Raw genomic sequence first — 17,465 nt, forward strand, 5'->3', positions numbered from 1 at the left:
GGTGGGAGGAGAACGGCCGTGGCATGGGTGGAAACGGGCGCGGGGGGCTACCGCGTGACGCTCGACGGGGAGGGGCGGGTGGTCTGCCGCAACGCGGCGGGCCGCGAGCTGAAGTCCCTGCCGCCGAAGCTCGGTGACGACCCGGTGGTCGCCCAGCTGAAGCAGCTCGCCGAGTGGCTGGCCGCGCACGAGCGGAGCTGCCTGGACGACGTCGAGCGGTGGATGGTGCGCTCCCTGCCGGTGCCCGCCGCCGTGCTCACCGAAGTCTGGGCGGACGAGGCCTGGCGGGCCGTCCTGCGCGACCTCGTGGTCACCGGCCCGGACGGCACCGTCGCCGGCTTCCTGCGCGGGGCGGACGCCGAGCGCGGCCTCGGCCTGGTCGACCTCGACGGCGACACCGTGCGCCTCACCGACGGCGAGGTCCTGATACCCCACCCGGTCCTGCTCCAGGACCTCGACGAGCTGCGCGAGTTCGCCGTCGAGCTCGGCGTCTCGCAGCGGGTCCAGCAGCTCTACCGGGAGGTCTGGCACCGCCCGGCCGAGCCACCGGCCGGCACCGAGGTCACCACCTACGCCGGCGGGCGCTACCGCGAGCTGCGCGAACTGGTCGGGCGCTGCGCCCGGCTCGGCCACCGGGTGCGCGGCGGCCACGCCGTCCAGACCGTGGTGGAGGCGGGCCGCAGCGTCGAGGCGCGCGTCTGGGTCGGCGACTACTACGAGTACGACGCCTGCGAGACGGGCGCACTCAGCTGGGCCGGGCCGGACGGCCGGGCCCTGCCGCTCGCCGAGGTCGGGCCGGTCGCCTGGTCCGAGGGCATGAGGATGGCCGCCGCGCTGCACGCCGGCCGCACGATCGAGGGGGAGGAAGCCGCATGACCGCCACCGCGTCCCACCAGCAGGCCGCCCGGGGCACCGCCGCGCACGAGCGCCTGCTCGACGCCGGGGCCGTGCTGCCGCCCGGCACCGTGCCCGGCGCCGGCCGCCCCGACAGCGCCGCCGACGTCCTCACCGCCCGCACCTACACCCACCCCGCGCTCGACGGCCGGCGGATCGTCCGGCTGGTCCCCGGCGCCCTCGGAGCGGCCGAGGACCTCGCCGTCGACTTCCTCGGGCTGGCCCCCGACGGCGCTCCCGCCGAGGTCGGCCAGGTCCGCCAGGAGGCGCTCGGCTTCCCCGCCTGGGCGCTGGTCCACGACCCGGCCAACGGACACCACGCGCTCGCCCTGGTCAAGGAGATGGAGCGGCTCGGCCGCCAGGCCAGGTCCAAGCCCGGCGCCGCCAAGGACGGCTTCGAGGAGCTCGCCACCCGGCTGGGCCGGGCCGTCCCGCACTTCCTGCCCACCTTCTGCGAGGAGGTCGGCCGGATCTTCCTCGCCCACGGCAACCAGACCTACGCCGCCGGGTACTTCGGCAAGGCCCGCGAGGCCGAGCGCACCCACGGCCTGGCCGTCGACGAGGAGCGGCTGCGCGCCGTCTTCCTGGAGTTCGCCCTCGCCGGCGCCCTCACCGTCAAGTCCCTGCGCCAGTACGTCAAGGAGCTCGCCGGCCGGCTCGACCCGGTCACCGCCTGGGAGCGCTTCCGCCAGCTCTGCACCGAGCGCTCCGCGGCCGGCATGGCGCCCTACGCCGGGATCGCCGAGGACGCCCGCGCCCTCCTCCGGGCCGCCGGGCTCGACCGCACCGAACACGAACAGGCCCTGCTCGCCGAACTGCTGGCCGCCCCCGGCGCCAACCGGGCGCCCGCCGCGTTCTGGAAGTCCTGGCACGGGGCGCTGCTCGAACTCGGCACCCGCGACCGGGCCACCCGGGCCCGCCTGCTGGAGCTCACCCCCGACCCGGGCGGCAACGACCCGGCCGCGCAGGACGCCGGCTGGCTCGCCGTCCTCGCCGGGACGGGCGCCGAACAGCTGCTCACCGGTCCGCGCCCGGAGGGTGCCGAGCCCGCCGCGGCCTGGCTCCAGCGCTGGACCAACCACCTCGGCCGCGGCTGGCGCAGCCGGCCCGGCTGCGCCGCCACCGTCGCACTGGCCGGCCGGATGGCCGAGCGGCTGCGGGCCGACGGCGTCCCGGTGGACCTCCACACCGGCGTCCGCCGCAGCCACACCCAACTCGACCTGCTCGACCGGCTGCTCGCCGACGGCGTCCCGGTCGCCGACCCGGCCCCCGAGCACCGCTTCGAGCTCAAGGGCTGGGTCGAGCAGTGCGGCCCCGCCGGCGCGACCCTCGCCGCCGTCGCCGCCGACCCGCGCTTCCGGCCCGCCCTGCGCGCCGCCACCCCGGCCGCCTGGGACGCCGCCGTCACGCACCAGGTACCGGCCCTGCCGCTGCTGCGCGAGCTGCTCGCCGAGTGGGCCGAGCAGCGCGCCGAGGAGCTCTCCGCCGTCCGCGGCCTGGCCGCCGCCACGGATCTGGTCCGCGCGCTGACCCCGCACCGCACCGCGATCCGGGACGTCGCCCCGGCCGCCGCCGAACGGATCGCCGCCCTCGACGTCGCAGGCCTCCTCGCCGCGGCCCTCGGCGCCGGCATCCTCGACGAACTCGGCTGGCCCGCCCTCGAAGAGGCCCTGGCCGCCCTCGCCGACCCGGTGGACGGTGCCGACCCGGACGCCCGGCCCACCGACACCCCCGGCCACACCGCCGGCGGCCTCCTCGGCCTGAGCGTCGAGGACTCCTGGCCGCAGCTGATCCTCACCCGCCACGACAAGGCCGTCGTGGTCGGTCCGCAGGGCGTCGTCCTGGAACACACCCTGCGGGTGCCCAAGCTGGAGAGCTGGAACCGGCCCCGGCTGCGCCACGTCGACGGCGAACTCCTCGTCGTCTGGCAGCAGGACGGCAAGCAGCGGGGCTACTGGTCCAGCCGGCCCGACGAGACGCTCGAACTCGGCGGCGAGCACATCGCCGGCTACCACTACGGCGACCGCACCCCGGAGACGCCCTCCCTGCCACTGCCCGGCGGCGGCCGCACCACCGGCGAGCGCCCGCTGCACCCCGGCGACACCCGGCTGCCCGCCGAACACCGCGTCCTCGGCGACGGCACCGGCCACTGGACGCTGCGCCACGGCCAGGGCGGCCCCGCCCTGCGCGAACTCGACCCGCACACCGGTGCGCTCGGCCGCACGGCCGAACCGCCGATCGTCGCCGCCACCTCGGCGGCCGGCCGGCTGGACACCGCACGCACCCGGCTGCTGCCGCTCCAGCCGGGCCTGGAGGGGACGCCGCTCGGCACCGACGGCACCGTGCTCGGCAGCTGGGTCCGGATCGACCCCGGGCGCGCCGTCACCACCGGCACCGCCGCCGGCGAGGCCATCGTCCTGCCGTTCACCGGCCGCCACCCGGGCGCCGTCCCGGTCGGCCGCCTCACCCTCCCCGGCCGGGCCCGACCGGTCGTCACCGAGAACGGCGGCGACGCCCTCGCCCTGACCCTGCCCGACCTGACCGCCGACACCGACCGCACCGCGGACCTGCGCCCCTGCCGGGCCGGTGACCTCGCGGCCGCCGGCACCGCACTCGTCCCGCCGCTCGAGCACTGGCACGCCCTGCGGCCCCGCGACGAGGCCGGCTCGCGCGTCCTGCGCACCGTCGACGCCGAGCGGGCCGCCCGACTGATCGACGCCGCCTGGCCCGTCGACACCGAGCCGGTGCCCGAGGAGGACCAGCGCTGGATCACCACCCAGGGCGTGCGGCGGCCGGTCGCCCAGCGCGGCGACGCCCGTCGCACCCTGCCGGTCCGGGCGGTCGGCGACGTCCTGCCCGGCATCGGCCACCCGCTGCTGCTCGCCGGGGTCGCCGGCCTCGCCCGCGCCGCCGCCGACCTGCTCTACCGGACGGCCCGCTTCGTCCCGCAGCCCGAGGCGGAGAAGCCCTCCCGGGCGGAGGCGGCCGAACTCCGGCCCGACCACGGGCGTGACCACGACCTGCGCGACGCCGTCGCCACCCTGCTGCCCGACGTCGGCGGCTTCGGCGGCTGGGGCACCGCGCGCTGGCGGGTGGTGAACAACCTGCGCACCGTCACCGCCGTCCTCGCCGACCCGCCGGCCGCCGCGGGCGACGGCTGGAGCACCCCGGCCACCGTCACCCTGCAGGGCGGCGACGACAGCCACGCCTGGCTGCACCTGCTCGGCCGCCTCGACGTCCTCGCCTACGCGGCGGCCGCCCCGCTCACCACGCCGGAGCACCGCTCCAGCCTGCTCCTGCTGCTCGGCGAGCTGACCGGCGGCGTGCTCGCCGACCGCGGCGCCACCCTGCGCGAGACGGTGCTCGCCGAACCCGAGGACACCGGCACCGCCCGCCGGGCCGGGGACCACCGCCAGGGCCAGGTGCTGCGCCGCGGCGCACGCACCGTCGTCATCCTCGGCCGGCAGCACACCCACGACGGCACCTCGCACTGGCTCGCCGCCGACCACGACCCGAGCGGCGAGTTCGGCCCGGTGGCCCACTTCACCACGGTCCGGGAACGCGGCACCGAGGAGCGGATCGACGCCGCCTGGGCCACCGCCTTCCGGCGGGCCGTCACCGAGTACGGGGGCGTCCCCCGGCAGCCCGCCCGCGGCACCGCCTTCGGCGAGCTCACCGGGATGGGCGCCGCCCGCGCCGGCCTGCTGCTCAGCCCGCCGCCCGCGCTCTTCCACTGGAACAGCTCCGTCCTGCCCGCCGAGCGCCTCGCCGAGTACGGCCTCAAGGCCACCGAGGCCAAGGCCGCCCGCAACTGGCTGCGCGGGCACCCCCGGGACGGCCTCGCCGCCGTGTGGGGCGCCCTGCTGCCCGCCGACCCGCAGGCCCTCTGGACGGAGGGCCCCGACCTCCAGGCGGGGGCCGCCGCCTGGGTGCGGCACTTCGGACGCCTCGTCACCCTGCCCGAGGCCGACCAGGCCAACGTCAAGGGCGCGCGGATCGAGCACGTCGAGACGGTGCTCAACCCCGCGCGGAGCCCGTGGCTCACCCGCACCACCGCCTTCCGGCCCACCGACTCCGGCCTGGCCGCCGAGGACCCGAGCGCCGCACCCGACGCCGGGGACATCGGCCACACCCTCGCCGCGCTGCGCTGGCTCGCCTACCACCTGCCCGCCGACAGCCCGCTGCGTCCGCTGCTGCCCACCGCTGCCGAGGCCCTGCGCACCCGCCTCGCCGACCCGGAGCTGCTGCTCGACTTCCACCTCGTCCACACCGACAAGGGCGGGTCGCTGGCGGCCGTGCTGCGCCCCCACTTCGGCCTCCCGGCCGAGGGCGGAGCCGATCCGGACGGGCTGGTCCGCTGCGGTCCGGCCCTCGTCCTGACGCCCTACCACAACGAGTACGAGCGGGTCTGGCTGCGCCCAGCCGGGCTCACCGGGCCCGACGACCCGGTGCTCGACCTGCTCGCCGGGCTCGGCCAGGGCTACTACTTCGGCACCGAGCGGGTTGCCATCGCGGCCGTCCTGCGCGGCGACGCGGAGCGCCTCGCCGGATCCGGTGCCGCCGCCGTCCCCGCCCCGGCCGACACCGTCCCCGCCCCGGCCGACACCGAGGGCCCCGCGTGGCTGCAGAACCCGCAGTTCACCGTGCCCGCGCTGGTCACCGAGGCGGCCCGCACCCACGGCCTCGGCGAGGACGCGGCCGCGCTCTACCTCCAGCTGCTCGCCCTTCCCGACCCCACCGACCGCAACGTCGCCCGCTGGACGGGCTGGAAGCCCGCCCGGCTCAAGCGGGCCCGCGCCGAACTCGCCGGCACCGGGCTGGTCCTGGAGGCCAAGCGGGCCCGGGCCGGGCGCTCGCTCTTCCTGCCCGGCGGCTGGCAGGAGGCCAGGTCACCCGCCCTGCCCGTCGAGACCTGGAAGGCCGCCCTGTACGGGCCGACCACCCACGACGCCGCGCTGCCGCTGCAGCCCGTCCCGGAGCTGTTCGCCCGGGCCTGGCAGCGGACGGTCGAGGGCGACACCCCCGGCTACGAAGAGCTCCGGACCAGCAAGCGCAGGAAGGCCCGCCGATGAGCACCACCACCGCCACCACCGCCCCGGGCGGGGCCGACGGCACCGTCGCGGTCCGCCAGACCGTCCCGCCCGAGGAGCGGTACGCCGCCGAACTGGAGTTCCTGGCCGCGCACGACACCGGCCCGCGCCCGCCCGGCTGGCGGCTCACCCCGCGCGCCGTCGTCACCTTCGTGATGGGCAGCGACGGCGAGAAGCTCAAGGCCGGCCGCCGCGGTCTGGTCGTGGAGCAGAAGTTCGTCGGCGAGCGGGCCCTCGTCGAGCGCTGCGTCGTCACCCTCGCCGGGGAGCGCGGCCTGCTGCTCGTCGGCGAGCCGGGCACCGCCAAGTCCATGCTCTCCGAACTGCTCGCCGCCGCCGTCTGCGGCACCAGCGCGCTCACCGTCCAGGGCACCGCCGGCACCACCGAGGACCAGCTGAAGTACGGCTGGAACTACGCCCTGCTGCTCGCCAAGGGGCCCAGCCGGGAGGCCCTCGTCCCCTCCCCGGTGCTCACCGCGATGACCACCGGGGCGGTCGCCCGCGTCGAGGAGGTGACCCGCTGCCTGCCCGAGGTGCAGGATGCCCTGGTCTCCCTGCTCTCCGAACGGCGCATCGCCGTGCCCGAGCTGGCCGGGAGCCCGGACGGGCAGCTGCACGCCGCCGCCGGCTTCACCCTGATCGCCACCGCCAACCTGCGGGACAAGGGCGTCAGCGAGATGTCCGCGGCGCTCAAGCGGCGGTTCAACTTCGAGACGGTCGGCCCGATCGGCAGCCTCGCCGCCGAGGTCGAGCTCGTCCGCCGGCAGTCCACCGCCGCCGTCGCCCGCGCCGGAGCGCCCTACGCGGTGGACGACGCCGTCCTGGAGGCCCTGGTCACCGCCTTCCGCGACCTGCGCACCGGGCGCTCCACCGAGGGCTGGGACGTCGAACGCCCCTCCACCGTGATGAGCACCGCCGAGGCGGTCTCCGTCGCCACCGCCCTCGGCGTCACCGCCGCCTACCTCCCCGACGGCGGCGACCTGCTCGGCCGCCTCCCCGGCCAGCTCATCGGCGTCGTCCGCAAGGACGACCCGGCCGACGCCGCCCGGCTGCTCGGCTACTGGGACGGCCCGGTCCGCCGCCGCGCAGAACAGGGCGCCGCCACCTGGCGCACCCTGTGGGACCTCCGCCCGGCACTGGAGGCCTGATCCGATGAGCAGCGCGGTGACGCCCGCCCCGGCAGTCCCCCTCGGCCCGGCACGACCGGACGGCCCAGCACGACCGGACGGCCCGGCGCCCGCAGGCGGTGCCGGCCCGGACGACCCGCACCGGGCCGTCCGGGCGGAGGCCGACCGGCTGGCCGCCTCCGGCACCGACCGGCCCGGGCCCTACCTGATCGGCGTGCGTCACCACGCGCCGTCGCTCAGCGCGGTCGTCCCCGCGCTGCTCGACGCGGCCCGACCGGAGGTGCTGCTGGTCGAACTCCCCGCCGAGTTCCAGCCCTGGCTCGGCTGGCTGGCGGACGAGGCCACCGAGGCACCGGTCGCCCTCGCGGCCGCGCCCTCCGGCCCCGAGGAGGCCGGGGGCGCCGACGGCCCCGCCTTCTACCCGTTCGCGGACTTCTCCCCGGAGCTGGCCGCCCTGCGCTGGGCGCGCCGCAACGGCGTCGAGGCGGTCGCCTGCGACCTCCCGCTGGCACACCGCGGCACCGCCGGCGGCGATGCTCCGGCCACCCCCGGAGGGCGGGGAGCCGGCGCACCCGCCCCCGGGGAGCCCGGCGTCGCCGACGCGCTGCGCCGGCGGCTCTCCGGACGCGACACCGACGACGACCTGTGGGACCGCCTGGTCGAGACGGCCGCCCCCGGCTCCACCCCCGAGGCGGTCCGGCGCGCCGCCCTGCTGGTCGGCTGGGCGCTGCGCCGCGACGCCGCGGCCGGCCCCGGGGTCGACGGGTACGACCTGCGGCGCGAGGTCTGGATGCGGTCCCGGATCCGGGCCGCCGCGGCGGGCGGCCGCCGGGTCGCCGCCGTGGTCGGCGCCTTCCACGCCCCCGCGCTGCTCGACGATCCCGAGCTCCCGGGCGCTCCCGACCTCCGCGACGCTCCCGGCCGGCCGGCCGTTCGCACCGCCGAGGCGGAGCTGTCCGGCCCGGGCCACGTCCTCTCGCTGATCCCCTACACCTACCCGCTGCTGGACGCCCGCTCCGGCTACCCGGCCGGCATCCGCGACCCGGAGTGGCAGCACACCGTGCTGGACGCCGCGGGAGACCCGGAGCGCCTCGCCCGGGCCCTCACCACCACCGCGGTCCGGATCTGCGCCGCCCTGCGCGACCAGGACCACCCCTCCGGGCCGGCCGACGCCCGCGAGATCGTCCGCCTCGCCGGGGACCTCGCCCGCCTGCGCGGTCACGCCGCCCCCGGCCGCGGCGAACTCGTCGAAGCCGTCCAGACGGTCCTGGCCCAGGGCGAGCCCCTCGGCCGCGGCCGTGCCGTCGCCCGGGCGTTGGAACGCGTCCTGGTCGGCACCCGCACCGGCCGCGCCACCCCGGCGGCCCCGCGCAGCGGCCTCGCCCCCGCCGTCGAGCGCCTCCTCGACGACCTCGGCCTGCCCGGCCCCGCCGACCCGGGCCCCCGGGAGGTACGCCTCGACCCGCTGCGCACCCCGCTGGACCGCCGCCGCGAGATCCTGCTCCGGCGCCTCGCCGCCTGCGGCGTCAGCTACGCCGACCCGGTCCCGACCGCCGGCGCGGGCGGCACGGAGGCCATCGGCACCCGCTGGCGCCTCCACTGGACCCCGGCCACCGCCGCCGTGCTCACCGTCGCCGGCACCCGTGGTGTCACCCCGGCGCAGGCCGCCGAGGGTGCCCTGCGCGAACGCCTGCGCGAGGAGCCGACCGCCCGCGAGGTCGTCCAGGGCCTCGCCGACGCGGCCGCCTGCGGTCTGCCGGTGCTCGCCGACACCCGCCTCGGCCAACTCGCCGCCGTCCTGCCCGCCTCCGGGACCCTCCCCGACCTCCTCGACGCCCTCGCGCTCCTCGACCGCCTGCTGGCCGGCCACGTCGCCGGCTACCCCGTGCCCGGCGGGCCGCCGGCGGGCGCCCCGGTCGGCGCGGACGGTGTCGAGGCTGCGGACGACGCCGGGGGCGGCGCCCCCGCCCCGCCCGGTGCGGGCACGGCCGCACGGCTCGGCGCGGTGCGCGAGCTGCTGACGGTCGCGGCCGTGCGGCAGTTGGAGGGCCTCGGCGGGTCCGACGATCCGGCGGACGCCCGCGCGCTGGTGGAGCTGGCGCGGCGGGCGGACCGCGACGGCGGCCTGCGGCTGGGGAAGGTGCTGGCCGACCTCGCCGACCACGGCAGCCCGATGGTGCGCGGTGCGGCCGGCGCGGTCCGGGTGCTGCTGGGCCAGGAGCCCGCGGCGGCCCTGGGCGGCCGGGCGGCCTCCTGGGTGGACGGCGCGACCGGTCCGCAGGCCCGCCACGTGCTCGGGCGCGGACTGACCGGCCTGCTGACGGCGGCCGAGGGTCTGTTCGACTCCGCACCCGAGGCCCTCGAACCGCTGCTGGAGCGGGTCACCGCGCTGCCGGACGCAGCTTTCCTGGACCGGCTGCCGGCCCTGCGCGGCGGCTTCGACACCCTCAGCCCGGCCGCCCGGGAGCGCCTGCTGACGCTGGTGGAGGAGCGCCTGGGCGCCCGGCTGACGGGCCTGCCCGAGGACGTCGACCCCGCCGTGGTCGCCGGCTGGGTCCGCGCGGACCTCGCCGCCCGCGCGGCCCTGGCCCGCCGCGGCCTGCTGCCGACGCCGCCCGCTGAGCCCCCGGGCCCGGCGCCATCACCGGCCCCGGCACCATCTCCGGCCCCGGCACCCGGCCCGGCCCACACCCTCGCCCCCGCCGAGCGCTGGCGGCTGCTGCTCGGCCGCCCGGGCCGCGGAGGCCTGAGCGGTCGGGGATCCCGACTCGCCACCGCCCTCGACGAGCTGTACGGCACCGGCCACGGCGAGGGGTCCGGCCCGGGTCTGGACAGTCGCGCCGGCCGGGGCGGCCGCGAGGCGCCCTACCCGGGGGTGCGGGAGTGGGCCGAGGAGCTCTCGGCGCTGTTCGGGCCGGGCATCCGGGAGGAGGTGCTGGCGGCCGCGGTCGCCCAAGGGCGCACCGACGCCCTGGAGGCGATCGAGCCGGGTGCCGTCCGCCCCTCGGTCGACCTGCTGCGCACGGTGCTGGAGCACGCGGGCGGGCTGCCGGAGGCGCGGATCGCCCGGCTGCGCCCGCTCGTGCGCCGCCTGGTGGACGAACTGACCCGCGCGTTGGCGACCAGGCTGCGCCCGGCCCTGACCGGCATCAGCGTGCCGCGTCCGACCCGCCGCCCGGGCGGTCGGCTGGACCTGGACCGGACCATCCGGGCCAATCTCGCCACCGCCCGCCCGTCGGACGGCGGCGGCACCCTGATCGTGCCCGAGCGCCCGGTGTTCCGGACCAGGGCCCGGCAGGCGGCCGACTGGCGGCTGGTCCTGGTGGTGGACGTCTCCGGGTCGATGGAGGCGTCCACGGTCTGGGCCGCGCTGACGGCCTCGATCCTGGCCGGGGTACCGGCGCTGAGCACCCACTTCGTGGCCTTCTCCACCGAGGTCGTCGACCTGACCGAGCGGGTGGAGGATCCGCTGAGCCTGCTGCTGGAGGTGCGGATCGGAGGCGGCACCAGCATCGCGACCGGCCTGCGCTACGCGCGGAAGCTGGTGTCGGTGCCCTCCCGGACACTGGTCGTGGTGGTCAGCGACTTCGAGGAGGGCGGCCCGCTGGGCGCGCTGCTGGCCGAGACCCGGGCGCTGGTGGACTCGGGCGTGCAGCTGCTGGGCTGCGCCGCGCTGGACGACTCCGGCACGGCCCGCTACTCGAAGGCGGTCGCGGGCCGGCTGGTCGCGGCCGGCATGCCCGTGGCGGCGCTGAGTCCGCTGGAACTGGCCCGTTGGGTGGGGGAGAAGGTGCGATGAGCGTGTCCGAACAGGCGGTCGGCTGGCCGGCGGTCCGGCCGGAGGTGGTCGCCGAGGTGGTGGCCGGGTTGAGCGTCCGGCTGCAGAAGCGGCTGGACGCCGCGGCGGCGAAGCTGGCGGAGCGCCCGGTGCTGCGCACCGGCGACGAGTGGCGGGTGGAGGTGGACGAGGAGGCGGCGCTGGTCCTGCACGCCGCGGGTGCGGTGGTGGCCGACCAGGCCGACGTCCGCTGCGGTTGTCTGCTCGCGCCCTCCTGCGTGCACCGGGCGGCGGCCGTCATGCTCTGCCCGCTGGCCGAGGAACCCGTCGAGGAACCCGCCGGGGAGTCCGCCGCACCGGCCCCGGCCGGCCCCGAACGGACCGGAGCCGAGCCCGTCGACCCCGAACCGACCGGCACCGAGTCGGCCGACCCCGAACCGACCGGCACCGAACCGACCGGCACCGCCCTGACCGGCACCGAGTCGGCCGCCGCCCGCCACCTCCACCGCGCCGGGTGCGCGATCCTGGCGGCGGGGGTGAGCGGCGCGGGCGCCGTCGCCCAGGCCGAGCTGTTGCGGGCGGCCCACCGGGCCCGGCTGGCCGGTCTGTACCGCCCGGCCGCGGCCGCGGTCACCGTGGTGACCAGGGTCCGCGCGGCCCGGTCCGGGGCACCGGAGTACCGCCTGGCGGACCTGGTGGCCGGTCTGCGCGAGCTGCTCGCCCTCACCACGGCGCTGACCTGCGGCGTCGGCCCGGTGGCCGGGCTGCGCGGCACCGCCCGTCAGGTGTACGAGGAGGAGGGCGGGCTGCGGCTGCACGGGCTGTTCGCCGAGCCGGTGCTGACGGCCACCCACGCGGGCGCGCTGAGCTGGGCGGTGGACGCCGCGGGCCGGCTGAGCACGATCGCCGAGGTGGTGCCGCACGGGGACGCGGCGGCGGCCGCCGCGCAGGCGGTCGGGGCGGGCAACCGGGCGGTCCGGCTGGGTGAGGCACAGCTCAGCCACCGGGAGTTCAGCCGGGCGGGGCTGCTCGTCCAGGGCGCGACCAGGTCCGCCGCCGGGCGCCTGGGCGCGGGTGCCGCCGTCCGGGCCGTGCGGGCGTCGGGCGCGGCGTGGACGGCGGAGCCGGTGGCGGCGCTCTGGGCCGAGCCGGCCGCCGTCCAGGTGGCACGGGCGCTGGAGGCGGAGGAGGAGCCGCACGACACCCGGCGGGCCGGGAGCGACCTGCTGTTCCTGGACGTGACGCTGCTGGGCGCCGTGCCGGACGGCCCGGGCGGCGCACCGCAGCTGCTGGCCCGTTGCACGGACGGCGCGGAGGATGGGCACGGTGCGGACGCCGGTCCCGGCGCGGACGGGCCGGGCCTGCTGCTCGCGCTGCGGCCGGGGCACGAGCACCCGGGGCTGGCCTTCCGGGCGAACCTCGCCCTGCTGGCCACCGCGCCCGGCCTGCGGCTGCGCGTGATCGGGCGCCTGGAGCGCGCGGAGCGCCCGGCGTTGCGCCTGCTGGCGATCGGCACGCCCCCGGCGCCGCCCCGGGCCCCCGGCGACCACGACCCGCAGGGTGCCCCGGCCCTCGCCCTCCCCGTGGACCGGGCCGACCGGGTCAACCTCGGCCTCGAACGCCTCCAGACCGCCGACCTGGCCGGCGCGGACCGGACGGCTGCCGCCCCCACCGGCCCCGCCCCCACCGGCGCCGCTCCTCGTGACCTCCCCGCCGCGGCGCCCTACGGCCCGCCGGTGCACGTGCTGGGCCGCCGGGTCGACCAGACGGTCACCACCGGGCGGCACGCGACGGCCCCGAGTGCGGCCACGGCGGCGGCCGACCGCGAGCTGCTGCGCGCCGCCGGGCTCGGCACGGCCGCCGAGCTGCTCGACGTCCTGCGGTCGGCGGCGGCCGACCAGCGGCGCGACGTGTTCGGCCGGGTGGTCGCGGACGACCACGAGGCCTTCGCCGGAGCATGGTTGGCGGCGGCCTGCTACACCGAGGCGGTGACCACCGCGCTCTGCGCCGCCGGCTGGTCGGGGGAGGCGGACCGGGTTCCGGCCGCGGAGGGGAGACCGGAGGGGAGGCCGGAGGAGATGCCCGCGGGGAGCTAATTGCACGGACAGGTAATCGGCGTCGGCTGGCATACTGGTCGCAGCCGGAGCGTTGTGGGAAGCACGGCGGCACCGGAGGACGGAAGGGACGGCGGGCGATGGGGATCCGTGACGACGCGGCCGAGGTCCGGGCCCGTGGCTGGCGGACGCTCGCCGCGCTGCACGGCCTGATCGAGACCGCCCTGGAGAAGGCGCTCCAGTCGGAGCACCGGCTCTCGGTGGTCGAGTACACCGTGCTGGACGCGCTCTCGCGCCAGGACGGGTGGCACATGCGGATGCAGCAGCTGGCCCGCGCCGCGGCGCTGAGCAGCAGCGCGACCACGCGGCTGGTCACCCGGCTCGAGGACCGCGGGCTGCTCGCCCGCTACCTCTGCGCCGACGACCGGCGCGGCATCTACACCGAGCTGACTCCCGAGGGCCGCACCCTGCTGGAGGCCGCCCGTCCGGTGCACGACGCGGCCCTGGAGGCGACCCTGGCGCAGGCCGCCGAACTCCCCGAACTGGCCCCGCTGGTGCGCGGCCTGGCCGAGCTCGACGACGAGGCCACCGCGGAGGCCGGCCCCGGGCTGGCCGCCGCCCGGGCCTGACCGCCGCCCGGGCCGACCGAGGCCGGGCCGCGAGGGTCTGCCGGGTCTGCCGGTCGCGGTGGCCCCGGTGGCCCCGACGGTCGGCGGGTGCTCAGCGTCGACCGGCGGCCAGGGCGTCCTGGCGGACCCGGTCGAGCAGGGCGAGCAGCAGTTCCTTGCTGGACGAGCGCTCCCGGACGTCGCAGAGCACGATCGGGACTTCGGGGCCGAGGTCGAGGGCGCGGCGGACGTCCTCGGGGCTGGCGTCGCGCCGGCCGTGGAAGCAGTTGACGCCGATCGCGAACGGGATGCCGCGCTGCTCGAAGAAGTCCACGGCGGCGAAGCTGGACTCGAGCCGCCGGGTGTCGGCGAGGATGATCGCCCCGAGCGCGCCGAGGGCGAGGTCATCCCACATGAACCAGAACCGGAACTGGCCGGGGGTGCCGAACAGGTAGAGCACCAGGTCCTCGCGGACGGTGATCCGCCCGAAGTCCATCGCCACGGTGGTGGTGGACTTTCCCTGGACACCGTCGAGGTTGTCGATCCCGATGCTGGCGCGGGTCATCCGCTCCTCGGTCTGGAGCGGTTCGATCTCGCTGACCGATCCGACCATGGTGGTCTTGCCGACGCCGAAGCCACCGGCGACGAGGATCTTGACCGCGCCCGGCACCAGGCTCTGGGTCGTCAATTCGGGTCTCCTGGAGTGCTGCTGGAGTGTGCGGAGAGCTGGGGAGGACTGGGCGGAGCTGGGGAGAGCTGCGGGGAACGGTCGGCAGCCGCCCGGTCAGAGCCGGCGGACGCCTTCGATCACGGCCTGGATCAGCGCGATGTCCGGTGCCTCGGCGAGCGCCACCGGGGCACGGGTGAGGATCAGCCGGGCCTCGGCGAGGTCGTCCAGCAGCACCTTGACCACGCTCACCGGCAGGTCGAGCGTGGCCGCGATCTCGGCCACGGCCAGCGGGCGTTCGCGGCACAGGTCGATGATCGCGGCCGGCTCGGGGGTGAGCTGGCTGGTGTCGGTGCGCGGGTCCGCGGTGACCACCAGGGTGATCAGCGCGAAGCCGTCACGGACCGGACCGGTACGCCCGTTGGTGATGGCGTAGGGGCGGACCAGATGGCCTGCGTCCTTGTCGTAGAACCAGGCCTCGTCGGCGTCGGCGGTCACGCACCGCCACCCGCGCCGGCCTGGCCGGCGTCGCTGCGCGGCGCCGCGGTGAGGTACTGGCCGACCTGCTTGACCAGCATGTTGATCTCGTAGGCCATCAGCCCGGCGTCCACCTGCTCGCTGGTGAGGACGGCGAGCCGGGCGCCCTGGCCGGCGGTGGTGACGAAGAGGAACAGCTGGTCCATCTCGACCACGGTCTGCCGGACCCGGCCCCCGTTGAACCGGTGCCCGGCGCCGCGGGCGAGGCTCTGTAGGCCGGAGGCGACGGCCGACAGGTGCTCGGCGTCGGCCCGGTCGAGGCCCTGCGACATGCCGACCAGCAGGCCGTCCTCGGAGAGGACGATGGCGTGGCGGGTCTCGGGGACCCGCGCCACCAGCTGGTCCAGCAGCCAGTTGAGGTCGCGCTGGGTGTCGGTGTGCTGCGTCATCACTGCTGATCCTTGGCTTCCTGAACGGCGGAGGCTTCCTGGGCGGCGGCGGGTGCGGCCGGGGCGTGCGGCGCGGCCGGCGCCTGGGGGGCGGCGGGCGTGGCGGGCCCGTCCGGTTCGTGGTCGGCCGCGCGGGCGGTCCGGGTGCCGCGCTGGATGGCGGCCATGGTGGCGCGCGAGCGCTGCGGTGACGGGTCGTCGATCTCGGCGCCGAGGTGCCGGGGGCCGGTCCGCGGGGCGTTCGCCGGGCCCGTCTGGGCCGGGAGACCGGCCGCCGGGGGCATCATGGCGCCGGGCGCGTTGGCCTCGCGGAGCTGCTCGGCGAGGCTGGCGTTGCGGACCCGCTGCGGCAGGATCCGCGGGGTGCGCAGCTCGCCGTCGGGCCCGTGCTCCAGGGGGGCCTCCTCGGCTCGCTCGTGGGTGGGCGTGCCACGGTCGGAGCCGACGCCGTCGAAGGGCGGCCCGGCGGGTTCGACCGCGGTGTCCGGTCCGGTGGCCGGCTCGCCGCCCGGGAGGTCGTACGGCCTCGGCATGGCGGGCCGGGGGACGACCACCGCACCGGGCAGGCCGGGGATCTCGGCGCCGACCGGCAGCCCGCCGTTGGCCGGGGCCTGGGCGGTGCCGTCCTCGGGCCCGGGGTCCACGGGGTACTGGGCGAGCAATTCACCGATGATCACACCGCTGTTGCCCTCGCCGAGGATCCCGGGGCCGCCCGGCAGGCCGGGCAGACCCGGCACACCCGGCCCGTCGGGACCGCCCGGCGCACCCGGCAGACCCGGCAGACGGGGAACCCCCGGCGCATCCGGCGCTCCGGTGACCACCGCGGCGTCGGGACCCCCAGGGAGCCCGGGCGCACCGGCCGACCCAGCCGGACCGGCCGGGTCGGACCCGCCGTCCCGGCCCGGAGCGCCCGTGCCCCCGGGAGCCGCGCCGGGCTCCCCGCCCAGCAGCCCGCCGAGCACCCCGGCCAGCGCGCCCGACAGCTCCGCGGCTGCGGCGTCGTCCGCCGTCGCCGTCGCCGTCGCCTCGGGCACCGGGGTCCGGGTGACCCGGGCGCCGGAGGGCAGCCCGGGCACCGAGGCCGGCTGCTCGGCCTGCTCCAGCAGCACCGACGGCACCAGCACCACGGCCCGGGTGCCGCCGTACGGCGAGGGCCGCAGGGTCACCTGGATGTCGTGCCGGGCGGCGAGCCGCGCGACGACGAACAGGCCCAGGCGCAGGTCGTCGCCGAGGGCGGAGACGTCCAGCTCGGGCGGGTTGGCCAGGTAGTCGTTGAGCCGCTCGTACTCCTCCTCGCCCATGCCGAGGCCGCGGTCCTCGACCTCGACGGCGAGGCCCTTGGTGACCTCCTGCGCGGAGACCTGCACCTGGGTGTACGGCGGGGAGAAGGTGGTGCCGTTCTCGATCAGCTCGGCGATGAGGTGGATGACGTCGGCGACGGCCTGCCCGCTGAGCGAGGCGCGCGGCACGCCCTGGACGACGACGCGGGCGTAGTTCTCGGTCTCGGAGACGGCGCTGCGCAGCACGTTGACCATCGGCACGGCGTTGCGCCAGCGCCGCGCGGGCAGGGCGCCGCCGAGGATGACGAGGTTCTCGGCGTTGCGCCGCATCCGGGTGGCGAGGTGGTCGACGGCGAACAGTTCGCGCAGCAGCTCGGGTTCCTCGTGCTCGCGCTCCAGGGCGTCGAGCATGCTGATCTGGCGGTGGATCAGGATCTGGGTGCGCCGGGCGATGTTGAGGAAGACCTTCTTGGTGCCCTCGCGGCCCTGGGCCTGGTGCACGATGGCGGCGACGGCGGCCTGGCGCACGGCGGCGAGGCCGTCGGTGGTCTGCTGGACCTCGTCGCCGGCGCGGCGGGAGGGCGACCAGGCGGGCGGGGTGGGCACCGGCTCACCGGCGCGCAGCCGGTCGACGACCTCGGGGATCTCCTGCTGGGCGAGCGCGAGGGTGTCGGAGCGCAGTCCGGACAGGCGGGCGGACAGCGCCCGGGCGGCCCGGACGCCGCGGACCAGGCTGACCAGCAGGACCAGCGCGACGACGGCGCTGCCGACGACCAGCGCGGTGCGGTGCTCGGCGTCGCGCAGCAGGTAGGCGGCGTAGCCCCAGGCGGCGGCGAGGCCCAGGCTGGGGACCAGCACGAGGGCGAGGAGGGAGCTGCGGAGCGAGCCGGACCGGCCGGCGCGGTGGCCCGTGCGGGGGGCCGATATGCCTGGCATCTGATTCCTTGTTGCAGGGCCGGGTCGCTGGGCCGAACGGCGGGTCGGCCCGTGCGCGGTTCGGCCGGGGCTTCAGGGCGCCACGGCCGGGGTGGCCGGACGGGT

At 77.8% G+C, this 17,465-nt stretch carries 10 protein-coding genes; 6 read left to right on the forward strand and 4 right to left on the reverse strand.

Annotation, left to right across the window (positions count from 1 at the left end; genetic code table 11):
* Nucleotides 1-18 precede the first annotated feature (18 nt).
* The 6 genes from ACIA8Q_RS02985 (at nt 19) to ACIA8Q_RS03010 (ending at nt 13,572) form a co-directional block, all read left to right on the forward strand.
* The gene (locus ACIA8Q_RS02985; protein WP_396316683.1) at nt 19-876 is read left to right on the forward strand and encodes a DUF4132 domain-containing protein; all 858 of its coding nucleotides are present in this window, start codon (nt 19-21) and stop codon (nt 874-876) included.
* Nucleotides 873-5,966, forward strand: coding sequence for a hypothetical protein (locus tag ACIA8Q_RS02990; protein WP_396316684.1), 5,094 nt, complete (start codon nt 873-875; stop codon nt 5,964-5,966). The genes ACIA8Q_RS02985 and ACIA8Q_RS02990 overlap by 4 nt, the downstream gene beginning before the upstream one ends.
* Nucleotides 5,963-7,132, forward strand: a complete 1,170-nt coding sequence (locus tag ACIA8Q_RS02995) for an AAA family ATPase (protein ID WP_396316685.1) — start codon at nt 5,963-5,965, stop codon at nt 7,130-7,132. Before ACIA8Q_RS02990 ends, ACIA8Q_RS02995 begins: the two co-directional genes overlap by 4 nt.
* Nucleotides 7,133-7,136: 4 nt before the next feature.
* The gene (locus ACIA8Q_RS03000; protein ID WP_396316686.1) at nt 7,137-10,910 is read left to right on the forward strand and encodes a DUF5682 family protein; all 3,774 of its coding nucleotides are present in this window, start codon (nt 7,137-7,139) and stop codon (nt 10,908-10,910) included.
* On the forward strand, nt 10,907-12,985 hold the full coding sequence (locus ACIA8Q_RS03005) for a hypothetical protein (RefSeq protein ID WP_396316687.1): 2,079 nt from the start codon (nt 10,907-10,909) through the stop codon (nt 12,983-12,985). The genes ACIA8Q_RS03000 and ACIA8Q_RS03005 overlap by 4 nt, the downstream gene beginning before the upstream one ends.
* A gap of 98 nt (nt 12,986-13,083) precedes the next feature.
* Nucleotides 13,084-13,572, forward strand: a complete 489-nt coding sequence (locus ACIA8Q_RS03010) for a MarR family transcriptional regulator (protein WP_360205177.1) — start codon at nt 13,084-13,086, stop codon at nt 13,570-13,572.
* Nucleotides 13,573-13,663: 91 nt separating this feature from the next.
* Here the strand turns inward: ACIA8Q_RS03010 and ACIA8Q_RS03015 are convergent, their stop codons facing one another.
* The 4 genes from ACIA8Q_RS03015 to ACIA8Q_RS03030 all read right to left on the reverse strand — a co-directional run bounded on the left by ACIA8Q_RS03015 (nt 13,664) and on the right by ACIA8Q_RS03030 (nt 17,360).
* The gene (locus tag ACIA8Q_RS03015) at nt 13,664-14,239 is read right to left on the reverse strand and encodes an ATP/GTP-binding protein (protein ID WP_360205180.1); all 576 of its coding nucleotides are present in this window, start codon (nt 14,237-14,239) and stop codon (nt 13,664-13,666) included.
* A 96-nt stretch (nt 14,240-14,335) separates the two neighbouring features.
* Nucleotides 14,336-14,716: a DUF742 domain-containing protein gene (locus ACIA8Q_RS03020; protein WP_396316688.1), complete on the reverse strand. Its 381-nt coding sequence runs from the start codon at nt 14,714-14,716 to the stop codon at nt 14,336-14,338.
* Nucleotides 14,713-15,144 (reverse strand): roadblock/LC7 domain-containing protein, encoded by a 432-nt coding sequence (locus ACIA8Q_RS03025; protein WP_360205186.1) that lies wholly within the window; start codon nt 15,142-15,144, stop codon nt 14,713-14,715. The genes ACIA8Q_RS03020 and ACIA8Q_RS03025 overlap by 4 nt, the downstream gene beginning before the upstream one ends.
* Nucleotides 15,144-17,360 (reverse strand): ATP-binding protein, encoded by a 2,217-nt coding sequence (locus ACIA8Q_RS03030; RefSeq protein WP_396316689.1) that lies wholly within the window; start codon nt 17,358-17,360, stop codon nt 15,144-15,146. The genes ACIA8Q_RS03025 and ACIA8Q_RS03030 overlap by 1 nt, the downstream gene beginning before the upstream one ends.
* Nucleotides 17,361-17,465: the final 105 nt, after the last annotated feature.

This window comes from Kitasatospora sp. NPDC051705, assembly GCF_044453265.1.
In the GTDB taxonomy this organism is placed as follows: Bacteria; Actinomycetota; Actinomycetes; order Streptomycetales; family Streptomycetaceae; genus Kitasatospora.

Coding starts and splice junctions, on each gene's coding strand:
- ACIA8Q_RS02990 (WP_396316684.1), top strand. CDS start 873: ATGACCGCCACCGCGTCCCACCAGCAGGCCGCCCGGGGCACCGCCGCG.
- ACIA8Q_RS02995 (WP_396316685.1), top strand. CDS start 5,963: ATGAGCACCACCACCGCCACCACCGCCCCGGGCGGGGCCGACGGCACC.
- ACIA8Q_RS03000 (WP_396316686.1), top strand. CDS start 7,137: ATGAGCAGCGCGGTGACGCCCGCCCCGGCAGTCCCCCTCGGCCCGGCA.
- ACIA8Q_RS03005 (WP_396316687.1), top strand. CDS start 10,907: ATGAGCGTGTCCGAACAGGCGGTCGGCTGGCCGGCGGTCCGGCCGGAG.
- ACIA8Q_RS03010 (WP_360205177.1), top strand. CDS start 13,084: ATGGGGATCCGTGACGACGCGGCCGAGGTCCGGGCCCGTGGCTGGCGG.
- ACIA8Q_RS03025 (WP_360205186.1), bottom strand. CDS start 15,144: ATGACGCAGCACACCGACACCCAGCGCGACCTCAACTGGCTGCTGGAC.
- ACIA8Q_RS03030 (WP_396316689.1), bottom strand. CDS start 17,360: ATGCCAGGCATATCGGCCCCCCGCACGGGCCACCGCGCCGGCCGGTCC.